Annotated in this window: 22 protein-coding genes and 3 pseudogenes; 17 read left to right on the forward strand and 8 right to left on the reverse strand. The window is 57.7% G+C overall.

The window, feature by feature from the left end; genetic code table 11:
- The first annotated feature begins 49 nt into the window (after positions 1-49).
- The 3 genes from AX768_RS29830 to AX768_RS29840 all read left to right on the forward strand — a co-directional run bounded on the left by AX768_RS29830 (position 50) and on the right by AX768_RS29840 (position 1,996).
- Positions 50-430, forward strand: coding sequence for a hypothetical protein (locus AX768_RS29830; RefSeq protein ID WP_062000960.1), 381 nt, complete (start codon positions 50-52; stop codon positions 428-430).
- Positions 427-1,326, forward strand: coding sequence for an integrase core domain-containing protein (locus AX768_RS29835; protein ID WP_062000111.1), 900 nt, complete (start codon positions 427-429; stop codon positions 1,324-1,326). The genes AX768_RS29830 and AX768_RS29835 overlap by 4 nt, the downstream gene beginning before the upstream one ends.
- A 178-nt stretch (positions 1,327-1,504) precedes the next feature.
- The gene (locus AX768_RS29840; RefSeq protein WP_231941671.1) at positions 1,505-1,996 is read left to right on the forward strand and encodes a sensor histidine kinase; all 492 of its coding nucleotides are present in this window, start codon (positions 1,505-1,507) and stop codon (positions 1,994-1,996) included.
- A 9-nt stretch (positions 1,997-2,005) separates the two neighbouring features.
- On the opposite strand, the gene AX768_RS29845 is transcribed toward AX768_RS29840, so the two are convergent.
- The gene (locus tag AX768_RS29845) at positions 2,006-3,142 is read right to left on the reverse strand and encodes a sensor histidine kinase (protein ID WP_172812047.1); all 1,137 of its coding nucleotides are present in this window, start codon (positions 3,140-3,142) and stop codon (positions 2,006-2,008) included.
- Between the two features lie 244 nt (positions 3,143-3,386).
- On the opposite strand from AX768_RS29845, the gene AX768_RS29850 reads away from it, so the two are divergent.
- Together AX768_RS29850 and AX768_RS29855 are read left to right on the forward strand one after the other, a co-directional pair.
- Positions 3,387-3,674: a hypothetical protein gene (locus AX768_RS29850; protein WP_062003798.1), complete on the forward strand. Its 288-nt coding sequence runs from the start codon at positions 3,387-3,389 to the stop codon at positions 3,672-3,674.
- Positions 3,674-4,693 carry a tyrosine-type recombinase/integrase gene (locus AX768_RS29855; protein WP_082779161.1) on the forward strand — a complete coding sequence of 340 codons (1,020 nt, stop codon included), beginning with the start codon at positions 3,674-3,676 and terminating at the stop codon, positions 4,691-4,693. The genes AX768_RS29850 and AX768_RS29855 overlap by 1 nt, the downstream gene beginning before the upstream one ends.
- 244 nt (positions 4,694-4,937) lie before the next feature.
- Here the strand turns inward: AX768_RS29855 and AX768_RS29860 are convergent, their stop codons facing one another.
- Entirely contained in the window at positions 4,938-5,360 is a 423-nt protein-coding gene (locus tag AX768_RS29860; RefSeq protein WP_062003799.1) for a hypothetical protein, read from the reverse strand.
- Entirely contained in the window at positions 5,360-6,463 is a 1,104-nt protein-coding gene (locus tag AX768_RS29865) for an NADP-dependent oxidoreductase (protein WP_082779162.1), read from the reverse strand. The genes AX768_RS29860 and AX768_RS29865 overlap by 1 nt, the downstream gene beginning before the upstream one ends.
- A 199-nt stretch (positions 6,464-6,662) precedes the next feature.
- Here AX768_RS29865 and AX768_RS29870 point away from each other — a divergent pair, with 199 nt between their 5' ends.
- Positions 6,663-7,589, forward strand: coding sequence for a LysR family transcriptional regulator (locus tag AX768_RS29870; protein WP_062003800.1), 927 nt, complete (start codon positions 6,663-6,665; stop codon positions 7,587-7,589).
- Between the two features lie 173 nt (positions 7,590-7,762).
- Here the strand turns inward: AX768_RS29870 and AX768_RS29875 are convergent, their stop codons facing one another.
- Positions 7,763-8,689 (reverse strand): LysR family transcriptional regulator, encoded by a 927-nt coding sequence (locus AX768_RS29875; RefSeq protein ID WP_062003801.1) that lies wholly within the window; start codon positions 8,687-8,689, stop codon positions 7,763-7,765.
- Between the two features lie 72 nt (positions 8,690-8,761).
- Between AX768_RS29875 and AX768_RS29880 the strand changes: the two genes are divergently transcribed.
- The 7 genes and pseudogenes from AX768_RS29880 (at position 8,762) to AX768_RS29910 (ending at position 15,635) form a co-directional block, all read left to right on the forward strand.
- Positions 8,762-9,502: an SDR family NAD(P)-dependent oxidoreductase gene (locus AX768_RS29880; protein ID WP_062003802.1), complete on the forward strand. Its 741-nt coding sequence runs from the start codon at positions 8,762-8,764 to the stop codon at positions 9,500-9,502.
- Between the two features lie 560 nt (positions 9,503-10,062).
- Positions 10,063-10,657 (forward strand): annotated as a pseudogene (locus AX768_RS32270) (Tn3 family transposase); the annotation flags it as partial.
- Positions 10,658-10,991: 334 nt separating this feature from the next.
- Positions 10,992-11,125 (forward strand): annotated as a pseudogene (locus AX768_RS34570) (IS30 family transposase); the annotation flags it as partial.
- Positions 11,126-11,325: 200 nt separating this feature from the next.
- Entirely contained in the window at positions 11,326-12,912 is a 1,587-nt protein-coding gene (locus tag AX768_RS29895) for an HAL/PAL/TAL family ammonia-lyase (RefSeq protein ID WP_082779163.1), read from the forward strand.
- A 148-nt stretch (positions 12,913-13,060) separates the two neighbouring features.
- Positions 13,061-13,429 carry a PAS domain-containing protein gene (locus tag AX768_RS29900; RefSeq protein ID WP_231941660.1) on the forward strand — a complete coding sequence of 123 codons (369 nt, stop codon included), beginning with the start codon at positions 13,061-13,063 and terminating at the stop codon, positions 13,427-13,429.
- The gene (locus tag AX768_RS29905) at positions 13,429-14,715 is read left to right on the forward strand and encodes a sensor domain-containing diguanylate cyclase (RefSeq protein ID WP_062003805.1); all 1,287 of its coding nucleotides are present in this window, start codon (positions 13,429-13,431) and stop codon (positions 14,713-14,715) included. Before AX768_RS29900 ends, AX768_RS29905 begins: the two co-directional genes overlap by 1 nt.
- A 125-nt stretch (positions 14,716-14,840) precedes the next feature.
- On the forward strand, positions 14,841-15,635 hold the full coding sequence (locus AX768_RS29910; protein ID WP_062003806.1) for an EAL domain-containing protein: 795 nt from the start codon (positions 14,841-14,843) through the stop codon (positions 15,633-15,635).
- A gap of 158 nt (positions 15,636-15,793) precedes the next feature.
- Here AX768_RS29910 and AX768_RS29915 read toward each other — a convergent pair whose 3' ends face one another.
- The 4 genes from AX768_RS29915 to chrA all read right to left on the reverse strand — a co-directional run bounded on the left by AX768_RS29915 (position 15,794) and on the right by chrA (position 19,590).
- Positions 15,794-17,035 carry an AMP-binding protein gene (locus AX768_RS29915; protein WP_062003807.1) on the reverse strand — a complete coding sequence of 414 codons (1,242 nt, stop codon included), beginning with the start codon at positions 17,033-17,035 and terminating at the stop codon, positions 15,794-15,796.
- Between the two features lie 6 nt (positions 17,036-17,041).
- Positions 17,042-17,428, reverse strand: coding sequence for a photoactive yellow protein (gene pyp / locus AX768_RS29920; protein WP_062003808.1), 387 nt, complete (start codon positions 17,426-17,428; stop codon positions 17,042-17,044).
- A 621-nt stretch (positions 17,429-18,049) separates the two neighbouring features.
- On the reverse strand, positions 18,050-18,358 hold the full coding sequence (locus AX768_RS29925) for a PadR family transcriptional regulator (protein WP_062003809.1): 309 nt from the start codon (positions 18,356-18,358) through the stop codon (positions 18,050-18,052).
- Between the two features lie 11 nt (positions 18,359-18,369).
- Positions 18,370-19,590, reverse strand: a complete 1,221-nt coding sequence (gene chrA / locus AX768_RS29930) for a chromate efflux transporter (RefSeq protein WP_062003810.1) — start codon at positions 19,588-19,590, stop codon at positions 18,370-18,372.
- A gap of 231 nt (positions 19,591-19,821) precedes the next feature.
- Here chrA and AX768_RS29935 point away from each other — a divergent pair, with 231 nt between their 5' ends.
- The 4 genes and pseudogenes from AX768_RS29935 to AX768_RS29945 all read left to right on the forward strand — a co-directional run bounded on the left by AX768_RS29935 (position 19,822) and on the right by AX768_RS29945 (position 24,102).
- Complete coding sequence (locus tag AX768_RS29935; protein ID WP_062003811.1) at positions 19,822-20,382, forward strand: recombinase family protein; 561 nt, start codon at positions 19,822-19,824, stop codon at positions 20,380-20,382.
- A 3-nt stretch (positions 20,383-20,385) separates the two neighbouring features.
- Positions 20,386-23,361, forward strand: coding sequence for a Tn3 family transposase (locus AX768_RS29940; RefSeq protein ID WP_062004063.1), 2,976 nt, complete (start codon positions 20,386-20,388; stop codon positions 23,359-23,361).
- 25 nt (positions 23,362-23,386) lie between these two features.
- Positions 23,387-23,543, forward strand: a pseudogene (locus tag AX768_RS32275) (cyanase); the annotation flags it as partial.
- 79 nt (positions 23,544-23,622) lie between these two features.
- Positions 23,623-24,102, forward strand: a complete 480-nt coding sequence (locus AX768_RS29945) for a nuclear transport factor 2 family protein (RefSeq protein ID WP_062003812.1) — start codon at positions 23,623-23,625, stop codon at positions 24,100-24,102.
- Positions 24,103-24,144 lie beyond the last annotated feature (42 nt).

Raw genomic sequence — 24,144 nt, forward strand, 5'->3', positions numbered from 1 at the left:
TTTGGTGTAAAACCTGTGTTCGAAAAAGGATCTGTTGATGCTGAAGCAAATGGATGTGAATGCCGTTGCACCGGAGGCGCTGGAAGGGGCGCGTAGCGCGACTGGAAGCGCCTTCGGTGCAACCGTCGAAGTCAAGCGCTGGTCGTCGGGCCGCAAGCGCAGTGTGGTGCTCAGACTGCTACGCGGTGAGTCCGTGGACGCCGTTTCCCGCGAGGTGTCCGTGACGATCGCCCAGCTTGAAGAATGGCGTGCGCTCGCTCTGGCCGCCATGGAGGCTGGCCTGAAGGCGCGTGAGAGTGATCCTCTGGAGGCGAAGCTCGACGAAGCCGTCCGGCGTGTCGGCGAGTTGTCCATGGAAGTCGAGATCCTGCGCAAGGAACGTGAGAGGCAGGCCCGCCACCCTTTGGGCGTTCGGAGGTCCTCGAAATGAGCAATGGGACCTCCGCCAGTACGGGCAAGAGCTATGGATTGCAACGGGTTTGCCGGGTGCTCGAATTGCCACGCTCGACGATCTATGCCGCGAGAGCCAGAGCGGCGGCCAGCGTAGTGCCGGTCACCGGCCTGAAGCGTGGTCCGAAGCCGAAGGTGCCTGATGCCGACCTTCTGCAGGCCATCAGGGCCGATCTGGCGGCCTCGCCGTTCACCGGTGAAGGATCTCGCAAGGTCTGGGCGCGGCTGCGCATCCTGCGCGATATTCGCGCTTCCCGGACCCGCGTGCTGCGATTGATGCGAGAGCATGGCTTGCTCTCGCCGCATCGGCGGCCTCAGGGCAATCCGCAGCTGCACGACGGCAGAATTACGACGGACCATCCCAACGAGATGTGGGGCACCGACGGGACCCGCATCGAAACCGTTGATGACGGCATGGTCTGGATTTTTGCGGCCGTCGATCATTGCGATGCCCTGTGCACCGGCATCCATGTGGTCAAGATCGGCGACCGCTTCGCTGCGCTGGAGCCGATTAGCCAGGGGCTGCGCAGCGAATTCGGCGCAATCGGTGCCGAGGCTGGCCGGGGCCTGATGTTGCGCATGGATCATGGCTCGCAATACACGTCGGACGATTTCCGCAACCAACTGAAATTCTGGGGCGTCACGGCGAGCTTCGCTTTCGTTGCCGAACCGCAGACCAACGGGGTTGCCGAGCGCTTCAACCGCACGCTGAAGGAACAGGCCATTCATGGTCACATATTCAAAAATGTGGAGGAGGTCCGGGCTGCCGCCATCGCGTTCAAGGACCGATACAATCGCCATTGGCGTCTCGAAAAACTGGGCTTCATGTCGCCCCTCGAAGCCCGTCAGGCGCGCCTGTTGAAGCAGGCCGCCTGAGCTGCAACGCTGTGTCTAAACAACCGGAGCCGATACACTACGTAACGCGCTGTCAATTGCGACGCTCGCCTTTGAAGCTGCAAAAGCAGGCAATTTAAACTTGTCCGGTGCCACAGGGTCTGTGCTGCATCGCGGTTTGTTGGGGCTACGCACCCTGATTGATCGATCCTTGGATGACGTGAAAGGGTTGGCTGTAAAGAACGTGTCGCCGCAGCTGTTTTCGCTGTCCGAGTTCATCGCAGAGGTCAAACACGCGGCGGAACTGGCTGCTCAAGTGCGAGGCAGCAAGCTCATCGTTTCCTCCGTGGACCCCCAACTTGCACTAGCGGGTGATCGCGATCTCTTGTATGCAGCCGTGGGCAATTTGTTGCAAAACGCGCTTAAATTTACGCACTTACACACCGAAGTGACTTTGAACGCATATGCGGTGGCCGACCGTGTTCTGATCGATGTAAAAGATCATTGCGGCGGTCTGCCTGTTGGTAGCGTGGAAAACATGTTCCAACCGTTCAAGCAGCACTCGGCCGACAAGAGCGGACTGGGCTTGGGCTTGTTGATCGCGCGAAAGAGCGTCGAGGCATTCGGGGGAACGCTCAGCGTGTCGGACATACCCGGCATCGGCTGCGTTTTCACAATGAGCATACCGCGGTACTCGATGCCGCCCTTATAAACAGTACTACTATGGATCGAGTAACTCGTGGCGCGGCAGGCTTATCGTAAAGATACAACCAATTCCCGGCGCGTTACGCGCACTGAGATTGCCGCCGTTCGCCTCAACTGCTCGTCGCGCGATGGAAAGACCTAAACCTAACCCCGATTTGTCTTTGCCGTTCTGCTTGAATGGGTGGAACATTTTTTCGGCAGCACCCGGTGACAGGCCGCCGCAATGATCTGCGACATCAATGAGGATGCGGTCTGCGACGGCATAGGCGTTCAAAGTCACTTCAGTATGGCTATGCGTGAACTTGAACGCGTTTTGGAGCAAGTTTCCCACAGCCGAATACAGGAGATCCCGGTCGCCGTTGATGGCAATGTCCGGGTCGACCGGTGACACCGTTAGCAAACAACGATGCATCTTCGCCATCATCATCGCTGATTCGCGAACGTCCCCAATAAACTCTGCTACGTGAAATTGCTGGGGCGCAACCGAGCCGCTCGCCGCTATCCGGACGTCGATTACCGCGTGCTTGATCAGTTTATCCATGGAATCAAGACTTCGTTCGAGGACGCTACCCGTAGCGCCAGACCAATTCATATTTCCTGCTTTAACCGCGTCGAATGCGAATGTTGCGCCAAGTAAAGCATTGCGCAATTCATGCACAAACGCACCGAATCGCTCATTTGTTGCACCTAGGGTCTGCGCCGCGATCGCAGAATCACGTTGATAGCTGAATTCGGTCACCGCGTCTGCAATCGCATTGTCGAGACAACGGTTCAGTGTCCGGAACTCGTCGATTTCAAATGGGGCATCCCGCTCGTAGGCGAGATCTGTAATCGCCTGACAAAGATCACCATAATCATGAACAACCTGGTCGATCGAAAAACCGAGACCCATTAGATCTTTGCCATGCTGTGCAGCTGTGACGCCGACTTCGGAAAGTGTGATGCCGCCCCCAGACGGCCCGGAGATCATGCGACTGTCCAGCGGACGCGATGTTCGTTCGATTCGAAGCGTATTGATTAATTGGTCAAGAAAAAGTGGCACGCCGTTTTCAAGCTGTTGCTCGGTAGCGTGGCGCGCCGGTCTTTTGCCCACTTTAACCTTACAACGCTCGATCAACGCGGACCGGTTGTTTGACAAAAAATTGTGCATCATGAGGCTCGCTCCCAAGTTAAGTCTTGCGCCGCGTGTATTTCTGGTTTTGGGTGCGGTATTGCGGACTCGCCTCGAGGTCAGCCTTGAGCGATATGCAGAAGCAGTCTTACTTCAGCAATTTGCAACGAGAAAGAGGAGCGGCGAACTACACGCCGATCTATGCAGTATGACTTGTACCGAACGTAGAAGATACCGGTCATATCTATATATGATAATGCCTTTATCACATATAACGGAGCCGCCCATGGCCACCCTGTCCGACGAGATGACGCGCCTCCTCGAAGAAGCTGCCGAAGGACTGAAAGCGCTCGAAGACGAAGTGATCACCGCCGAGTTCGATCCGGACGACCCAGTGAGTGTGGAGGCGGCCATCGCCCACGTCGAAGCCGTCATCGATGCCAAAATCGCCCGTTTTCGCGGCAACCGTCTCGTCGAGGAAGCAGCGGACGCGATCAAGGCCGAATGCCGTGCCAATATTTTCCAGCAGATCACCGATCGTGATGCCGATCGCGGCACACGGACTCTGCATTGATGGCGCCGCTCTTGGATGGGACAAGCTCAACGCAATCCGCCGAGGGCGCCCTCGCCCCTTGTCCACCGACAGTGTCGCCGGCAACACGGCCTGCATTGCCCACGCTCGTTGTTCAGGCCGGTGAGCGCGCTGGCATTCGCTTTCTAGAATTCTTTGCCGCGAACATCCGCAACCCGAACACGCGGCGGGCGTACGCGCATGCAGTGGGAAATTTTATAGCCTGGTGCGCGCAGGCGGGTGTGACATCGATCACCGCCGTGCAGCCTCTTCACGTCGCCGCCTGGATCGAACTGCAGACGCAGACACTTTCGGCGCCGACTGTCAAACAACACCTGGCCGCGATTCGACACCTGTTCGACTGGCTCGTGACCGGCCAGGTCGTGCCGCATAATCCAGCCGCCTCTGTACGTGGACCCAGTCATACGACCCGAAAAGGCAAGACGCCCGTGCTCGATGCGACTGAAGCGCGGCAACTGCTAGACAGCATCGATGTCTCGACGCCGATCGGGCTACGGGACCGGGCGTTGATTGCGTTGATGGTGTTTTCGTTCGCACGTGTGGGCGCAGCCATCACGATGCGCGTGGAGGATGTGTACGTGCAAAATCGACGGCTCTGGCTGCGCTTGCACGAGAAAGGCGGCAAGCGTCATGAGATGCCCTGTCATCACACGCTTGAAGAATATCTTCACGCCTACATCGACCGCGCGAACATTGGCGGAGAAATGAAAGCGCCTTTGTTCCGAACGATTCAACGCGGCACCGGAAAGTTCAGCGCAATCGCCCTCCCCCAAGCCAATGTCTACGCGATGGTACGACGTCGTGCGATCGCAGCCGGCATTGACACCAAGATTAGCAACCACACGTTTCGAGCGACCGGCATCACCGCCTACCTGAAAAACGGCGGCACGCTTGAGAACGCCGCAGCGATGGCCAATCATGCGTCAACGCGCACGACCCAGCTTTACGATCGGCGCCGCGACGATATCAGCCTCGACGAGGTTGAGCGTATCCGCGTTTAACGGCGGTATCTTCAATCGACCAGTTTGGGTTTTCAGGTGCCGTTGAAACAGATCAGGGTTAAGGATCGGCGTTCGCTGCATGAGAAGGAAATTCAGATCTTTCCAATGGCTCTTCCCGACCCACAAAAGACATCGACACATATCGACAGTGGTCATTCAGAGGCTGGCTATGGTTCAGGTCTTCTCGTCAACGCGACCCGCTCGATCAGCAGACCGCGCTCGATGTCCGCCTGTTTCCGGCCCGCTAAGCAGTCCGATCGACGATTGCGTCGTGCACCGTCCCCAGCCAACCACCCATCTGGGATGGGTCGCCATCTATCCGCATCTCGTTTATGCTCAGAAACCTGTCGAGAGCGGCTGAATAGTTGGGATCAGCAATGTACAGATTATTCAAAGTCCGCGCTGCAGCAGCGGTTATCTCGATCGTAATATCTGCCCGTTCGCCCTGTTGCGCCCCAATTCTAAATGACGACCTGCCGCCAACGATGTCAAAGCGAAGACCTTGAACAAGGCCTTCAGACAATTCGACCCCGTCGGTGTAGCGCTCGACCAGCGAAACATTGAGTTCTGGCAAGAGCCCTGACTGCGACGCGGCTTCGCACATCAGCGTGCCTACCATCTTGAACCAGGCCACCGTTCCTTGATCCAGCCTAGCGTCGGTGGACATCACTTTGTTCCTTTCGAAAGGCCGCGACCGTCGCTCTGCGAGTCAACCGAGTCCCCCGCTGGACGATCCTTTCCGCCGCGGCCATCACGCAAGACGAGCGCGATCTTGCCTCGTATGTGCCCCTGGACGGCCCGCTCGTGGGCCTTGCGGGCATCTTCTAGAGGGAACTCGCTGTCGATGGCGACTCGTATCGTGCCATCATCCAGCAATCGCCCAATCTCTTCTAGTTGCGCGCCGTTCGAGCGGACTTGGGTTGTCGATACAGTGAAGCCTTGCTTGGCGGCCTCTTCGCCCCCGAAAAAACCCAAGGGAAATACGGGAAACAAGGCGCCTCCACGTTTGAGCGTTCGCAGAAAGCGGCCCGTGCCCGGACCACCGAGCATGTCGAGAACAAGATCCACATCATGGACGACGTCCTCGGGAGGCGTTTTGGTGTAGTCGATGAATTCATCGGCGCCGAGCTCGCGGAGAAATGTCTCGTGCTCGCCGGACGCCACAGCGATCACACGTGCCCCCTTCCACTTCGCGATCTGCACCGCGAAGTGCCCAACCCCGCCCGCTGCGCCGTTCACCAGCACGGTCTTACCTTCTAGCGGCACCGGCGCATGCTGGTGCGGCTGAAGCGGATTTTGCTCGTCGTGCCCTAGCTCGACCAAGAACTGCCAAGCGGTGAGCAGCGACATCGGCGCTGCTGCGGCATGGACGTGATCGATGCCCGACGGCTTGCGCGCGACGTCCGATGCCAGCACGCTGACATATTGCGCATAGGCCCGGCTGTCGCCTGCAAGACCGGACGGGAAGCGAACCATCGAATAAATTTCGTCGCCGACGGAAAAGCGCTGAACATCGTCAGCAACCACCTCAATAACGCCCGACATGTCCGTTCCCAGAATGAGGGGGAACGTCACTTGAGGACGCCATTCCGGAGGCAGTGCCTTATATCCGTCACGCAGATACCAGTCTGGGGGGTTGAGCCCGATCGCATGTACGCGAACGAGCACTTCACCCGCCTTGAGTTCGGGTTTGGGTGCATCCTCGTACACCAGCACATCAGGGCCGCCGAACTTGTGCTGGCGAACCGCCTTCATCATATTTGTTGTCATCGTCTTTTTCTCAAAGTTAGGGGCGCCCTCCAGGGTCACGATAGAGCTGCCGTGTCGCTATGAGCGCTTGATGCTATGGACGCACCTGCCCTCGGCAGGTACGTTTGGCTTGGCTTGGAGGCATAAGCCAGCCGACGAATTCACTATACGCAGGGCAAATCAAGTTGATAATGGGGTTTAAATTCGCTTTAGTAGTGCCATGACGGAACATATAGGCTTGGAACGACTGGCCGGTTTGATTGCATTTGCGCGAACCGGGTCGATGGGCAGCTACACCGCCGCGGCCCGTTCCCTCGGCATTTCGCCCTCGGCTGTCAGCAAGAGCGTGCAGCGGCTGGAGCAACGCTTAGGCGTCTCGCTTTTCACTCGCACTACCCGCTCCTTGACGCTTACGCCCGAGGGTCGTGAGTTGCATGGGCGCGCGCTTAGACTGCTGCGTGACGCGGAGGAGATTGAGCAGGTCGCAATAACAGCGCGCTCGGAGCCATCTGGCACCTTGCGGATTGCCGCGCCGCTACCGATCGGCATCCACGTGATCGCGTCGGCCCTGCCCGCGTTTCGCAGCCGTTATCCCAAGGTGATGGTCGATATGCGTCTGAACGACCAGGTCGTCGATATCATCCAGGAGGGCATTGACGTCGCGGTGCGGATTGGGGATTTGGCAGACTCGCGGCTATTATCTCGGCGCCTTGGCCCGCTTCGGCTCTGCGCGTTCGCATCGCCGCGTTATCTGGCAGCGCGCGGTACACCCAAGGACCCCGACGCATTGGAGGGACATGACACCGTCAACCTCCGTTATCAAAGCACCGGCCAGGTCTTCCGCTGGCCCTTTCGGATTGGCGAACGGGTGATCGAGATCGTGCCACCGTCCAGCATCATCGTCGACGTCAGCGACGCGGTGGTCGCGGCGCTCGCAGCCGGCGCGGGTATCGGCATCAGCGCGACGTTTATTGCAGCGCCCTATGTGGCACGCGGAGAACTCGTCCCGGTCCTGTCCGACTTTGCCGTTGAGCAGCAAACCATTACGGCGATCTGGCCGGAAAGTCGCAGGGCGAACCCCGCTGTCCGCGCGTTCCTGAACCTGTTGCAGGAGATTTTTGAGGAACGGATGACGGTCAAGTCTTAGAGACTTCCACCACCAGCAAACGCCCGACGCATGGGACGCAAACCGACCCACAAGGGACGGTCGGCATCCTGCAAAGTGGTCATTAGCAAATGCCTGAAGGCGTTTTTTCTCTTTACCTATTTCTTGATGCAACGCTCCCGAGCGCTCGACGGATGTTTCGAATCGTCGGGCTGTCAGCCATTGAGCCGCTCTTGAAAGAACTCGATGAACACGCGCAGCTTACGTGGCACATGCACGCGGCTCGGATAATAAAGATAGAACCCCGGAAACGTTGGCCACCAGGGTTTTAGCAGCGGAACCAGCAAGCCGGCCTTTATGTCGTCGCGAACCTGTATCTCGAACGCACACGCAATGCCAGCGCCGGCGCGCAGTGCGGCAAGCAGAATATCGCCGTCATTGGTCACGATCGGACCCGGTACTTTGATATCGACAGCGCGCCCTTTGTGCGTGTATTCCCACCGATAAATCCCGCCCGCCAGACGGACGTTGATGCACCGGTGCGCGCGCAGATCCTCGGGCTTGCGCGGCAGCGCGCGACCATCGAGATAGCGCGGCGAACCGACCGTCACGATGGTGTGATGGCCGCCAAGCGGCACCGCCACAACGTCCTGCGCCAGATTTTCGCCGAGCCGGATGCCGGCATCAAAACCCCCGCCCACCAGTTCGACCAGCGCGTTATCGCAGTGCAGTTCAACGGTGATATCAGGGAACGTCTCGAGGAACGCGACCAGATGCGGCATCACGAGGATATCGGCGGCCGTGCGCGAAAGGTTCAGGCGCAGCAGGCCCGCCGGTTTGTCGCGCCACTCATTCACACCTTCGATAGCCCCCGCCAGCACGCCCAGCCCCGGCTGCGCTTCCTGGAGGAAACGCCGGCCGATCTCGGTTGGGCCCACTCGCCGCGTCGAGCGGTCGAGCAGGCGTGCGCCGAGCCGGGATTCAAGCGTCCGCAAGGTCTGCGAGAGTGCCGACGGCGATACGCCCAGTTCCACCGCCGCACGCGTAAAACTCGCGTGATGAGCGACCCGCGCAAAAGCGGCAATCGCTGGAAGCAGATCCGACAGTCTGGGTTCACTATGAAGCTCCGCTTCATGCTGCATCCCGAAAGGCTCCGTTAATCTTTGCAATTCCGCAGCCTATCATGGGCCGTCCACTTCCCAGGAGCACCCACCATGAGCAAGCTATCGGGCAAAGTTGCCCTCGTCACCGGATCTTCGAAGGGCATTGGGGCAGGCGTCGCGCTTCGCCTCGCCGCCGATGGCGCGGCCGTCGTCGTAAACTATTCACGCAGCGCCGAAGACGCACAGATCGTCGTAGATAAAATCGTCGGCGCGGGAGGCAAAGCCGTCGCAGTGAAAGCGAATATTGCGACGCCCGCCGATATCCAGCCGCTGATTGACGCCGCCCTCCACGCGTTCGGCCGCCTCGATATCCTCGTCAACAACGCGGGCGTCTACAAGATCGATTCGCTCGATACGCTGTCAGCCGAGACCTTCGACGAACACTTTCATCTCAACGTGCGTGGTTTGCTGCTGACTACGCAAGCGGCTGCGCGGGTGCTGCCGGCGGGAGGGGTCATCGTGAATATCAGCTCGGGGCTCGCGAAGAGTCCGTACCCTATGGTGCACGTTTACTGCGCGACTAAAGGCGCCGTGGACACGCTAACGCGCACGCTCGGCATTGAACTCGGTCCCCGCAAGATTCGCGTCGTGGGGATCGCGCCGGGATTCGTCGCCACTGAAGGAAACGCAGAGTCCTCGAAGGACATGGCAGCTTTCCTGGTATCGAAAACCCCGTTGGGACGAGTCGGCCAGCCGGGCGATATCGCCGCCGCGGTTTCCTATGTTGTCTCTGATGATGCCGGCTGGATTACCGGCTGCACGATCGACGTCGCGGGCGGAATGGTGTTCTAGCGCGGTTTCTATTTCGTCGCCGCGAGCCGATCGAAATACGCGCCGGCATGTCGCCGATCGCCGGCGCCCGGGCATCGACATATGCTTTGGCGCGCGCCTCCGACCGGCGCTTTCGCCAATGATCGCTGGCTTCGTCATGATCACGTTCGCCGCGAACACCCGCTGCCTCAACGTGACTTTCGGCAACGTTTTATTCATGACGGCGAGCGCGCAGTTCCTGACCGCGTTTTAATGGCGAATGGATGCAACCTTCATGCACGACCGTACGCTATCGCTTCTGCAGCAACACCATTTGTTGAACAACTCTAGCGGTAGTGTTCGTTCTCGAACGATCGCCACGCTGTCTCGGTCTGTCCAATCGGTAATTAACAGCGTCGATTGTCGACCATATGAGACGCTACGTCGAAGGACCGCTGTTGGCCGGCTTGAGGCGATACCCCTGTCAATTTGCTCGCCGGAAACCGGCCATTGGGCGGGGGCGGACGAAACCTCGGCCATGAAAATTGGATAGACGCCTCGACCGGCGGCTCCTGGCCGACCGCCGCCCGTAGCCGAACACCGAGCTGGTTGTTCGCGAGTGGCCCAATGTCCAGCGCATCATGGTCTCGCTCGCGCAAAAGGACGTCAGCCAGGCCACGCTCGTCCGCAAGCTCAGCAGCTACACGCGTCAGAACCAGACGAAAAAGGCGCTCTGGGAACTCAATAACCTGTGCCGCACACGTCACATTCTCCGGTTCATCAACGACGTCAACCTGCGTCAGGCCGTCCAGAAGGCCCTGAACCGCGGTGAAGCGTATCACCGGCTGCGCCGCGCCATCTCGTACGTCAACAGCGGGAAAACTGCACGTCAACACCGAAGCCGAGCAGCAGACGTGGAACGACTGCTCCCGTCTCATCGCGAACGCCATCATCCACTACAACACGACACTGCTGTCGCGCGTCCATGAGCAGAAACGGACTGCCGGGGACACCGCCGCGATGGAACTCATCGCCGGCATCTCGCCCGTCGCCTGGCAGCACGTGAACCTGTTCGGCGCGTTCGAGTTTAGCCAGGCCGGCATCACCGTCGATATTGACGCGCTCGCCGCCTACTACAACGATCCCGCGTACTGGGCTCGGATCCTTCAAGCCACCGCCGAACCTGACGAGCCCTAAACTTCATAAGTGAAAACCGTCCTGCCGTACCTTCTCCCACCCGGAAAACCTTGTCTGACATGGGTTTCAGGGGAATCTTCCGTTTTCGGGGGATGGGTAAAATGGCCATGCTCGCTGAGGTGATGGCCAGGCTTGTCGTTCGCCGCTTCAAGCGGAGCGGCTTCAACGGCGAAGTGCACCAGCAATTTTGGTGTTTGGAACTTGGAGACTGGCTTGCTGAAGCAAAGGGCCGCAGCGAAGTTCTCTGTCGACAACGTGGCCAAGCGGATCGACCCCTTTCGTTCGCAAGGAACGCGAGTAGCTGGAGTCGCGGGTAAGCAATTCTCGGCGGGGCAGTCAGGAAGAACTTGACGCGATCGCCGACAGCCCGAACAGCGGCCGCGCGCCACTCACGCGTTCCATTCGCCTTTCGAGGTCTTCGCCGCAATACTCGCCTCGGCGAGCCAGCCTCGAGGCTCTAAACACTAAACCCCCTGTTGCACTTCACCCTTGAAACCACCCTCTTTTATTAGGTCACTGGAGCGGGAGAAAAGCGCATCATTCGCAAACAGCTTGACCTCGCGCAGGTCGGAATGACAAAAGCGTCAAACGTTTTTCGAGTGTGCATCGCATCGCTTACGATTCGAGATATTCACTTCCACGTACTCGCCCAACTAAGATGAAAATAAATGAACGATCAGAATGAATCACCCAACCGATTGACCGACGCCCGCCCGTTTCAAGAAGAGGTTGTGATCATTGGCGGCCGCCAAATCACGATCGAAGAAATTGTGTCAATTGCACTTATGAAGCGATCTGTCGCATTGAGTTCAAATTCTGCATGGCGCGCCCGAATCGAACGCGGTGCCGCATTCTTACGCGCACATCTTGAGCAGGGCCGAACGGTGTACGGGGTCAATACGGGCTACGGGGATGCTTGTATCGTCGACGTACCAGACGACCTTGTCACCGCGTTGCCGCTCCAACTCTTACGCTATCACGGTTGCGGCATGGGCGAGCATCTTTCCGACGCTCAAACGCTTGCGGTCATGGCCGCCCGGCTCAACTCGCTCGCATACGGCTTTTCGGGCGTACGCACGGTATTGCTTGAACGGCTTACAGATCTAATCAACCATCAAGTCTTACCGCGCATTCCATCGGAGGGGTCGGTAGGCGCAAGTGGCGATCTAACGCCGCTCTCTTACGTGGCTGCGGCACTGGTCGGAGAGCGTCAAGTAAAATTCCGTGGCAGTTTGCATGAAGCGTGCGATGCGTGGAAAATTTTAGGGCGTAGTCCGCTTGAGCTCGCGCCAAAAGAGGGGCTTGCGTTGATGAATGGTACCGCCATGATGACGGGTCTAGCATGCCTCGCGTTCGCCCGAGCCACTCATTTGACTCGGTTAGCATCTCGCCTGACCGCGCTTTCAACCGTTGCTCTGGACGGACGCGCGGCGCATTTCGACGCACTACTTTTTGAAGTCAAACCACATCTCGGACAAGCCGAAGCGGCAGCCTGGATCCGGGCCGACCTTGCCGGGCGCGAGGACACCGCCGGCCACAGACTGCAGGACCGATATTCAATCCGTTGCGCTCCGCACGTCATAGGCGTCGCACGCGACGCGCTTTCCTGGATTCGCCGTGACGTTGAAAATGAACTGAACAGCGCAAACGACAACCCATTAATTGACCCGGATACCGGGCGCGTGCTCCACGGCGGCAACTTCTACGGCGGCCACATCGCGTTTGCTATGGATGCACTAAAAGTCGCAGTCGCCAACCTCGCTGACCTGATGGACCGCCAAATGGCTTTGCTCGTTGATGACAAGTTTAACAACGGCCTGCCACGCAACCTGTCGGGCGCTTCGGCGGCCCGCGCATCCATCAACCATGGCTTTAAAGCCGTACAGATTTCAATGTCGGCGTGGACGGCCGAGGCGCTTAAGCTCACCATGCCAGCAAGCGTATTTTCTCGCTCGACCGAGTCACACAATCAAGACAAGGTAAGCATGGGCACGATCGCCGCTCGTGATTGCATTCGTGTGCTCGAACTTACAGAACAGGTAGCCGCTGGTCATACCCTCGCCACCGTACAGGCTGTGCGGTTGCGTATGCGGGTTAACGACAGTCTCATTGTGCCTAAACCGCTCAACGCTTTCATGACAAATGTGACGGCTCAATCGCCATATGTGGACGAAGATCGCGCACTCGAAAGTGACCTACGCGTATTGACTGCCCAAATCGCAGCGTGCGCCCTCATCGATGTCGAAGCGGAGTAATTATTTCAAATTAAAGTTCAACGATCGTTCGGCCGTTATTAATATGATATGTAAGCGTAGTGAAGTCAGGCCTTGTATGGTTGTCCATGACTTAACGACTTGACAGCGACGCTTCCGTAAGATTTTCGACGACTTTTGCGAGATTACCGTGGATCAGACTTTTGAGACAATGTCATTTGACGGCATCAGCGAGGCCACAGAGGCCGAGCTTGACGCATTGCCGTTCGGCGTCATAGCTTTTACTTCCGATAGTATCGTGACTTCCTTCAACCAAGCAGAGTCTAAAGCCGCTGGTTTGAGCGCGAGCCGAGTAGTCGGAAAGCATTTCTTCCAAGAAGTAGCGCCGTGCATGAACAACTTTATGGTCGCGCAACGCTTCGAGGATGAAAACAAACTTGATGACATCATTTCCTATGTCCTTACACTCCGGATGCGGCCAACACCGGTGCGCTTGCGGCTGATGAAGTCGGATGAAGACATCAAGCGGTTTTTACTCGTTGAGCGAAAGGTGAAATAGTGGCCGATCTAACCGACACTGACAATTCGCTCGAGGCTGAAAACGAAGCGTTACTCTCCTTCATGTACCTCTCACCCGTGGGCATCATCCGCAGTGACGCATCGGGGAACGTCGATATGCTCAACCCGCTCGCCGTCCAGCTCCTGATGCCGCTCGCCGGGTCACGAGGTGTAGACAACATTTTTGAAAGCCTGAGCGATGTTGCGCCGGAATTACGCAACCTAGTCTCCAGCTACGAGGGAGTAAGAGGTCCGGTTTGCGAGGCACACCGAGTTTTCCTGAGCCCTTCGGGCGAACAAGCTGTTGTTCTATCGTGCACTATCATCAAGATAAATGCCGACACGTTGATGACGGTCCTCACAGATATTTCACGTCAGGTCGAAGCCGAGCGACGCGCGCGGCAAAACGAAGCGTGGCTCTCGGGAATATACACAAGCGTCAACGATTTCGCTTTCTTCACCCTCGACGCGATCGGCAATATTGATAGTTGGAATGAGTCAGTTAAACAAGTGACAGGGTATGGCTCGATTGACGTGATCGGTCGACCCCTTTCGCTTTTTTACGCGCGCGATGACGTCGATCCTTACCGTTTCCCGGAACATATCGCGCTTACCCGAGAAGAAGGTTGGCACGTGCAAGACAGCTGCTGTCAAGCGAAATCCGGCAGTCTTTTTTATGCTCAATTGCTCGTCGCCGTCCTTCGAGAAGACAATGGCGAATTCGCCGGTTATTCGGTCGTTCTGCGTGACGTATCGGAGCGCAAGATCTCAACGGACGAGCTCACACGCCTGCTCACGACTGATCATTTAACCGGAGCCGCAAACCGTGCACATTTCTTTAAAAATGCCGAGAAAGAGCTTACGCGCTCAATCAGGCAAGGTCGACCCCTCTCATTTTTAATGATGGACGCAGATCATTTTAAGCGCATCAACGATACATTTGGCCATCCTGCAGGCGATGACGTTCTGAAGAGGATCGTAGCGGAAGCGAAGCGCCTGCTTAGAACGGGCGACATGATCGCAAGGCTCGGGGGCGAAGAATTTGGGTTTATGCTCCCCGCGACGACGCACAAAGAGGCTATAGCGATTGCGGAGCGTATACGCGCTGCAATTGAGGCCACAACTATTCCAACCGCGCTCGGTGACTCACAGGTCACGGTCACAGTAAGCCTGGGATGCGCCTCGCTTGGTGAGTCCGGGGGTACGATGAACGAGTTACTGGCTACTGCGGACCGGGCGCTCTATGCGGCAAAGGCAACCGGAAGAAACAGAGTCAATGGAAGCTAGCGAAACGACTGCTACGTGCTCCTTGAACAGATTTTCGTCCCGAACCGCGGCTACGCCGGCGAACGCTGTGTAGGCCAGTGAGACCCTAATAGCAAAGCATTGTTAGGGAACCGGAGTCATAAGTTATGAGTACCCATTTTAATTCGATCAAAGTCAACCACGTTAATGAAGGGAAATCCGGTTGCGTGGGATGCGCGGAAAAGTCAACTTCAACTCCTGCTATCGATTATGCGTTTCAGCCAATCGTAGACCTTAGCGACTCCACTATCTACGGATACGAAGCGCTCGTACGCGGCGTCAACGGCGAACCCGCACATACGGTTTTGTCGCAAGTCGACGACACGAATCGATACCCGTTTGATCAGCTGTGCAGAACCACGGCCATTGCCCGCGCCGCGCAACTGGGGCTTGACGCCTACCTTTCCATTAACTTCATGCCAAATGCAGTTTATCGACCCGAAGCTTGTATTCGGAGCACCTTTGAAGCGGCTCAGAAGTACGATTTTCCGATCGACCGCATCATATTCGAGACAATCGAGGGAGAAAATATTATCGACCGCCCTCACCTCGTAAGCATTTTTCGAGAGTACAAAAAGTTTGGTTTTCAAACTGCCATCGACGACTTCGGAGCAGGGTATTCAGGTCTGACATTGCTTGTCGATTTCCAGCCCGATCTTATCAAGCTCGACATGGCGATGATTAGAGGCATCGATACTGATTCTGTGCGGCAGTGCATTGTCCGAGGAATTTTGACGATTTGTCGCGACCTAGGAATCAGCGTTATCGCCGAGGGTATTGAGACGCGTGGTGAACGCGATTTTCTGAGTGCTAGCGGGGTAACGCTGATGCAAGGCTACTTTTTTGCAAAGCCGGGGTTCCAGAGCATGCCGCAAGTACGCCTCGATGCTTTCGCCCCGTGATTACACATAGGTATCCGTTCGTGTGGCAGTGGCGCAGCCGACCCACTTAAGCCGAAAGATGGCAGAAATTTGTCAAACTCCTGCCTACTGATTGCGTCCAGACCATATGATGTTCTGCTATGGCGAGGATGTCTACAAGTACAGCGCCCTGGATCAATTCAAGCGATGATCCAATCCATGCATTTTCCCATTGCGTTCTTTGGCAATGACGCACCAAACGTTATTGCTTTAGGAATTTCTAACGACGTCAAGCGGTCGCGCAGCCAAAGTTCAAGGCTCGTGCGTAACTCAGCAACCCCGCAGGGGTCGCGTGGCACGATGAATGCCTTCAGTCTTACGCCTTCGTCGGGGCGCATCAGTCTCACCGAAGCGTCAGCGATTTCTGGATGCTCCATGAGGACCCGTTGGACGTTTGACGCAAAGACGTTGGTGCCTGCGATCTGAACAGCGCCGTCCGCTCGCCCGACAGGATAGAAAGAGCGATCGTCGACCCACTCCAACGCGTCTTGACAGGGGAAGTCGGTTTCGCTGTTATCGGCTTCTGTACGCACGAACATCGCTGGAGAGGATTCGGCACGGGCCCAGTAGGAAAACAGCTTGTACGGTTCGGCGGCGTTCGCACGCCAACCAACTCCAGCAGTTTCCGAGCTACCATATATCTGCGTAAGCGCCCCCAATCCAGACCCTAAGAGGGCATCACTTAATTCGGCTGGGCAGGCAGCCGTGGACGTGACGCCCTGCAATGAACTCGGTATTGAGGGAAGCGCCCTGCTTACGCTCCGCCAATATTCCGGATGTCCAATGATTAGATCTCCTTCCCGCGACAGGTTTGCCAATGACGCTGCGGAGCTCATGCGGAGATCTCCCACCGCCGACTCCGAGATGCCAAGCGCGTGGGGCAACAAGATCGTAAAAATGAAGCCGTAAATATGGTGACTCGGCACGGCAGTCAAAATCCGCTGCCGCTCAGAAAAGAGCGGCGCAAGTTCGACGACTTCTTGCCATAGGTTAGCGAGCGAATGGGTACACCGTTTGGCGGTTCCCGTGCTGCCAGATGTTCGGAAAGTGAGCTTGGCAGAATATGAGCGCAGACCGCGTTGACAGACTTCGACCCAATCGTCCAAGGACGGATGAACCAAGAGAAAGTCTTCTATTCCCGACTCATGCAGGTGCAACGCTTCGGCCAAGGCGCCAGCAACTGAGAGCATCTCAAGCGAATCGACTGCTAGGTCTTCAACCAGACGTAAGGATGCGGAACCGTCTGAGGGCACAGCTACATGGCCACCAGGCCGCAGCAACGTAAGCTCCGACACGATAAGATCTAAAATGAACCGCCGCATGCAACTAGGGTGCTCCCACCACTTCGGGGTAGGAGCAAGTGAAGCGTCGATCGTTTTCATTTTGGGCTACAGACGCTTAACAAAAATCCAATACGATTCGCCATTGATCGCGGTTTTCATATGAATTTTCACTTTCGTAGGCTTCATTTGATAGTCGAAAACATACTCGAACATCGTGCTGAGTTTTCCGCTCTTGACGCCGGCATCGAAAACGCCCTTGAACGCTGGCGTAGCGGTACAAGGCGCCACGTCCTTGAAAAAATTCTTTCCAATGACGCTTGCAGGCGTCCGACCTGTGATTGCACCTTCCGCTGCGTTGTATTTCAAAACGGTTCCTGCCCTGTCAAGTTCGATAGCTCCAAACGCCAAACCATCGAGCTCCTTGGGGGACAGCTTGCTTAAAGCGTTGTCGATGTCCGATACTCCGAACGTGACTTTTTGTAGTTCACTCATCACATCTCCGTAGAACAATGGAACAAAAAAATTCCGCAAAATCTCAATAGCGGATAAACCAGCGCGGTCGATCCGGTGCACGCCCGCAAGTATCGAGAAAGTCAACGTAGCGTAAGCATGGTTCGGACCTAAATGCTCAACGCCTCACTACCCGAACTTTCATGCCAAAGCACATCTATGCTCGCGCCCTTAAGACGCACATGTTATGACGGCAAGAAACTTCGAAGACTTTAGGGTGGACAGACGTGTTGTCCGCCCCCGGTTCAACACACAGCGTCCCGCGGGCTGCGTATCTAGTGCCGTGTGTGAGCTATGGGTTCGGACCAGCAGCGCCGAGCATGGCAACCAAGCTCCGTACCCCGCCGCCGCGCAAACCACGTCGCGAGCCTCCCAGGCGTCTGTGAGGCAACGGCAACGGCCCATGTCCAGATGATGGAGCCGGCCCAGTCATCGCGTGACTACTTGAAGCAACTGCGCAAGCTCACATCGGCCGCCGTTATCATGGTGCAATTGCTTCGGCCGCCCTGCGTGCCAATATGAGATGCGACACCTGCCTTGGACCAATTAGGGGTGCCCTCAAGAAACGGATTTTTTCGTACGTTAAGCGGCTAGCCGGAGGCGTCAGCTATTCTCCTCGAACAACTCGCCGAAAAGCTCCTTGACTTTGACCTTCGCTGCGGTAAGCGCCGCCCGCCCTTCAGTCGTGATTGCATAGACCCGCCGCGCTCGGCTTCCGAATCGTTCCTGTCGCGACAGCAGGTAGCCTTTCTTTTCTAAGCCATGCAGCATCGGATACAGCGTGCCAGCGCTGATTTCATAGCCGTGGCGGCGTAGTTCCTCAATGATGCCCAGCCCGAAGATGGGTTCTTCGCCCGCATGGTGAAGGACATGCAAGCGGATCAACCCGCCATATAGGTCGTTGTCGGTCATAGATCCGCGTCTCAGAAAATGAGACTCAACAGCCACCCGGCCACTCCACACCCCAACACCACCAGCCAGGGTGGCAGCTTCCAGAACATCAGGGCAACGAACGCGATTAGCGCCAGTCCGAAGTCTTCCGGTTTGATAATCGCGCTGGTCCATATTGGGCGATAAAGCGCTGCAAGCAGCAAGCCGACGACTGCGGCGTTCACGCCAGCGAGCGCCGCTTGTGTGCGCACGCTACGGCGTAGCTGCTCCCAGAATGGCAGCACGCCGGCAACCAGCAGGAACGTCGGCGCGAAAATGGCGACCAGGCAAACCGAAGCGCCGAGCCAGCCACTCGGCGGAAGCTTCATAGCGGCACCCAGGAATGCCGCAAAAGTGAAAAGCGGGCCGGGCGCTGCTTGCGCCACGCCATAGCCGGCCAGGAAGGTTTCATTGTTCACCCAGCCGTTGGGCACCACTGCGGCTTGCAAGAGCGGTAGCACGACGTGTCCGCCGCCAAAAACCAATGATCCGGCGCGGTAGAAGGCATTGATCATCGCCAGCGTCTGGTTAGGCCAGGCGGCCGTCGCGAGGGGTAGCGCGATCAACAGGCCGAAAAACAGCCCCAAGAGCACGGCACCGACGCGCCGATCGACCGAAATCGGCAGTGGGTCATAGGTTAAGTCTTGAGTTGGCTTGAATAGCACCAGTCCCACTACGCCGGCAATCGCGATCACGCCGACCTGGCTCAAAGCGTTCGTCCCTACGAGGGCAATGCAGGCCGACACTGCGGCAATGGAAACGCGTGTCGTATCCGTACATAGATTCCGGGCCATGCCCCACACCGCTTGCGCCACCACGGCGACCGCAACCACCGTCAAACCGTGCAGCACTCCGGCAGGAAAAGCACTGCCGCGTGTGGACATGCCCAGCGCGAACAGAGCCAGCATGATCGCCGATGGCAACGTGAACCCGGCCCAGGCGGCCAGTCCACCCGGGAACCCGGCGCGCGACAGCCCGAGCGCGATACCGACCTGACTACTGGCCGGGCCGGGCAGGAACTGGCACAACGCCACCACGTCGGCGTAGCTGCGTTCGCTTAGCCAGCGTCGGCGCGTGACAAATTCAGTGCGGAAGTAGCCAAGGTGCGCGATAGGACCACCGAACGAGGTCAACCCCAAACGCAAGAAGATCAGGAACACCATCCAAGCACGATCACGCGCGTCTGTCTTGATTTCGCTTACAGTCGACAACATCCTCTGTCCCCTTTGATGGATCAAGCAAGAACTATAATCGAAATGCGATATCGAATTTCGATTATATCGCGCAGCTTGTGGACGCGGGTGCCATCGTCAATGTGAGCTATACCCTATCCTGACGTCAGGTATGACTGTCAGAGCCGTCAGGATAGGGCCGGTTAATCAATTATTTGACGGTCTGCTCGGGAAGTCATAGATTTCAATCTGACATCTTTACCGGAAGTCGGCATGAACGGCCAGCGCGTCGGGTGTGTCCGGGTGAGCACCTTCGAGCAGAACGCCGTGCGCCAACTCGACGGAATTGAGCTTGACCGGACCTTCACTGAGAAGGCATCGGGAAAGGACACGAAGCGGCCGCAGCTCGACGCGTTGCTGACCTTCGTGCGCAACGGCGATACAGTGGTCGTGCATAGCATGGACCGGCTTGCCCGCAATCTGGACGATCTTCGCTATATCTTCCAGGTGCTGACCAAACGCGGGGTGCGTATCGAGTTCGCGAAGGAATGTCTGACGTTCACGGGCGAGGATTCGCCGATGGCGAATTTGATGCTGTCGGTGATGGGAGCCTTCGCAGAATTTGAGCGCGCGCTGATTCGTGAGCGCCAGCGTGAGGGCATCGCCTTGGCAAAGCAACGCGGCGCCTATCGCGGCCGTAAGCCGGCATTGTCCGACGCCCAGGTCGCCGACCTCCGCCGTCGCGTAGACGACGGTGAACGTAAAGCTCAGATCGCTCGCGAATTCGGAATCAGCCGCGAAACCCTATACCAATATCTGCGCTCGACGAGGTGAATGTTGCCCCGCCGAGAACTACTTACCCCTGACCAGCGCTTCCAGCTATTCGCGTTCCCCGCGGATGAAAGTGAGTTGATCCGCTTGGCCACGTTGTCGGCGGAGGACTTCGCCTTTGTTCGACAACATCGAGGCGGCCACAACCGTCTCGGTATCGCGGTGTTGATGGTCTACCTGCGTTATCCAGGTCGGGTGCTGGGGCCTGCTGAGAGGCCGCATGCGCCGATCATCGGAATCGTCGCGGCGCAACTGGGCGTTACACCGGCGGTGTGGGACGTGTACGCTGCGCGCGACGAAACGCGCCGAGAACACCTGCAGGAACTTCTCGCTAGGCTGGACCTGGTGCAATTCAGTCGGCAGCACTATCGTGCGCTGGTCGACTTGCTCCTACCCGTTGCGATGCAGACTACCCAAGGAGTGATGCTTGCACAGACCGCGGTTGGCGAACTCCGGCGTAGGCATGTGCTGTTGCCGCCGGTTCCTGCACTCGAAAAGCTATGCGCGGCCGTGGCGACGCGTGCACAACGCGAAGTGCACCGTCTGTTGACCGCACCGTTAACCGATGAGCAACGCTCGGCGCTCGACCAACTCCTGTTGCCGCTCACCGATCGCCCCGTCAGTAAGCTGGCTTGGCTAAGGCAATCGCCGGGAGAGCCTAGCGCGAAAGCCGTTCTCGCACATATTGAGCGCTTGCAGGCAATCCGATCGCTCGCTCTGCCGGAGGGAATTGGTCGCACGATCCATCAGAATCGCCTGCTGCGCTTGGCGCGTGAAGGCGGTCAGACTGCTGTCTACCAGCTCGAGGAATTCGAAACTGTTCGGCGTCACGCCACGCTCGTCGCGATTCTGCTCGACACCGCAGCGACGCTGACCGATGAGATCCTTAATCTTCACGATCGGCTCATAGGATCCTTCTTCACCAAGGCCAAACACAAATACGAGAAGCGCTTTGCAGCGGATGGCAAAGCTGTCAATGACAAGGTACGCCTCTATGCAAAGGTCGGCGCTGCACTGATCGCGGCGAAGGAAGCCGGTGGGGATCCGTTCCAGGCGATCGAGGCGGTCGTTCCTTGGGATGCGTTCACAGCGAGCGTACGGGAAGCGGAGCAACTTGCTCGCGACGAGGAGTTTGATTCGATGGCGTTGCTCGTCGACCACTTCACGCAGTTGCGCCGCTATTCTCTGACGTTCCTCGAAACCTTCGATTTCCGCGCGGCTTCGGCGCGTCAGGACTTGATGAACGCGATTGAAGCCTTGCGCGAGATGAACCGAAGCGATGCCAGAAAAGTGCCGGTGGATGCGCCAACGGCCTTCGTCAAACCGCGCTGGGGGCGGTTCGTGTTTAAGGAAGGCGGCATCGATCGCAGGTTCTACGAGCTTGCCGCGATGAGCGAATTGAAGAACGCGCTTCGTTCGGGTGACGTATCACTTGTCGGCAGTAGGCAGTTCAAGGATTTCGAAGAATACCTGATGCCCCGTACAACGTTTGACGATCAACATCGCGAGAACCGACTCGGGCTGGTCGTGGAGACCTCGGTCGCCGCCTATCTTGACGAGCGATTCGCCCGCTTGCGCGAGGCGCTTGACGAAACGGCCCGGCTTGCAGCGGCCGGCGAGCTACCAGACGTTGAACTGAACGACAAAGGACTCAAGATCACGCCGCTCGACGACGCAACCCCGGCGGCGGCCGACATCCTTACGCAGCAAGTCTATGATCTGATGCCGCGCGTAAAGATCACGGATTTGCTACTTGAGGTCGATCAGTGGACCGACTTCACCCGCCACTTCACTCATTTGAAAAGCGACTCGGAGCCACCCGACCGGACGCTCTTGTTGACCGCGCTCCTTGCCGATGCGTTCAACCTCGGGCTGGAGAAGATGGCCGACGCCTGTCCGGGTACAAGCGTGGCGAAACTGTCGTGGCTGGTCGCCTGGTATATCCGCGACGAGACCTATCAGAAGGGGCTGGCCGAGCTGGTCAACTATCAGCATGGCTTGCCTTTCGCGGCGTATTGGGGCGAAGGCACGACCTCGTCATCCGATGGTCAGCGCTTTCGGGCCGGCGGGCACGGTCAGGGTGCTGGATATCGGAACGCGAAGTATGGCAACGAACCCGGCGTGCTGTTTTATACGCACATCTCCGACCAGTACGCACCGTTCCACACCAAGGTCATTAACTCGCCGGTGCGGGATGCCACGCATGTGCTCGATGGCTTGCTATATCACGAGTCGGAACTGCGTATCGAGGAGCACTATACGGACACCGCTGGCTTCACCGACCACGTGTTTGCGCTGTGCCACTTCCTCGGATTCGAGTTTGCGCCGCGCATCGCCGATCTGGCCGACAAGAATCTATACGTGCCGGGTAAGGCGGGCGACTGGCCGGCGCTGTCGTCGCTGATTGGTGGTTCGATCAACCGGAAACTGATCGAACGGGAATTCGATGACGTGGTCCGACTGGCAGCGTCGATTCAGCATGGCACGGTGACAGCTTCGCTCATCCTACGAAAGCTCAGCGCGTATCCGCGACAAAACGGTCTCGCTGTCGGCCTGCGCGAACTCGGCCGCATCGAGCGTACGCTGTTCACGCTGAAGTGGCTCCAGGATCCGGCGTTGCGCCGCCGCGTGTCTGCCGGACTGAACAAGGGCGAAGCCCGCAACTCGCTGGCACGGGCGGTGTTCTTCTACCGGCTGGGCGAGATACGGGACCGTTCGTACGAAAACCAGCGCTACCGGGCCAGCGGCTTGAATCTTGTGGTGGCTGCAATCACGCTGTGGAACACCGTGTATCTGGAGCGGGCGACTGCCGCCTCACGGCAGCAGCGCGAGATCGACGAAAGCCTGATCCCGCACATCGCGCCACTGGGCTGGAATCACATCAACTTGACGGGCGACTACGTTTGGCACGCTAACAAACGCGTCGCCAAAGGCCGATTCCGGCCGTTGCGCGCCGCGAAAACGACCAAGGCGAAGTCTTAACGTACGAAAAAATCTTTTTCTTGAGGGCACCCCTGTTAAGGCGCAGATCCACGAAAAATTCGGCGATGGCATTGTCAGCGCCATCAATTTCAAGCTTAATGTCCATAAGGTTGACGATCCCGACGGCGGATCGCGGGCGGTCATAACATTTGACGGCAAATACCTCTACAAAGCCTTTTTAACACCGCTTGCCTTGCCTGCCGCCATCCACTAGACGCACCGCGAATTCAATGGGCTATTCAGCCCGACAAGGAGCTGTACATGTCATCACATCAAGAAGTCCGCCTACCATCACCCCCCTTTACGCATGAGACGGCGATCCAGAAGGTTCGACTCGCAGAGGACGGCTGGAACAGCCGAGATCCAGCCAAGGTCTCCTTGGCCTACACGGTTAACACTGTATGGCGCAACCGGGCAGAATTTACCCGCAACCGCGACGAAGCCCGAGGTTTCCTGGAACGGAAATGGCGCAAGGAGCTGGACTACCGCCTCATCAAGGAATTGTGGGCGCATGACGGGAATCGCATCGCAGTGCGCTATGCCTACGAATGGCACGACGATTCCGGCAACTGGTTCCGATCGTATGGCAACGAGAATTGGGAGTTCGCCAGCGACGGCTTGATGGCGCGGCGCTTCGCCTGCATCAACGACATGCCGATACAGGAATCGGAGCGCAAATTCCACTGGAAGCTGGGCCGGCGCCCCGACGATCATCCCGGCCTGTCCGAGCTAGGCCTATAAGTTGCCGCAGCATCGAACAGGACCGGATCCCCGGCAAGTGCA

It is taken from the genome of Burkholderia sp. PAMC 28687 (assembly GCF_001577465.1).
Lineage (GTDB): Bacteria > Pseudomonadota > Gammaproteobacteria > Burkholderiales > Burkholderiaceae > Caballeronia.